The organism is Photobacterium sp. DNB22_13_2, from assembly GCF_052873915.1.
In genome coordinates this window covers 1-253 of the sequence record NZ_JBNNXU010000208.1, presented here as the reverse complement: position 1 = coordinate 253, position 253 = coordinate 1, and the positions used below count along the sequence as shown (strand labels likewise).

The 253-nt window shown below is 64.8% G+C and carries 1 protein-coding gene; it reads right to left on the bottom strand.

The genetic code is table 11. The features are described from left to right. Positions 1-57 precede the first annotated feature (57 nt). Positions 58-253, bottom strand: a 196-nt coding sequence (locus ACVA58_RS28395) for a hypothetical protein (protein ID WP_446513571.1), incomplete at its 5' end; no start/stop codon positions are given.

The window sequence follows — 253 nt, the reverse complement described above, 5'->3', positions numbered from 1 at the left end:
AAGCGGGCTTGTGCAGCGCACATCGACACGCGGCAACACCGGCTGTTCAACCGAAGCTCAAGGCCGCCAGAGTGTCGCGTGTTCCGGGCGCAGATCTCGATCCAGTACGGCCTTCAGGTCGCAGACCACAAACCGCGCGTGAGGCTTGGCCAGCGATGTAATCAAACGCCAGCCGCAGTCCCGATATTCGGCATGCGGCACCGCCAGTACGATGGCATCGGCAGGCTCGGCCTCGGCCAGCGGGGTCAGGTGG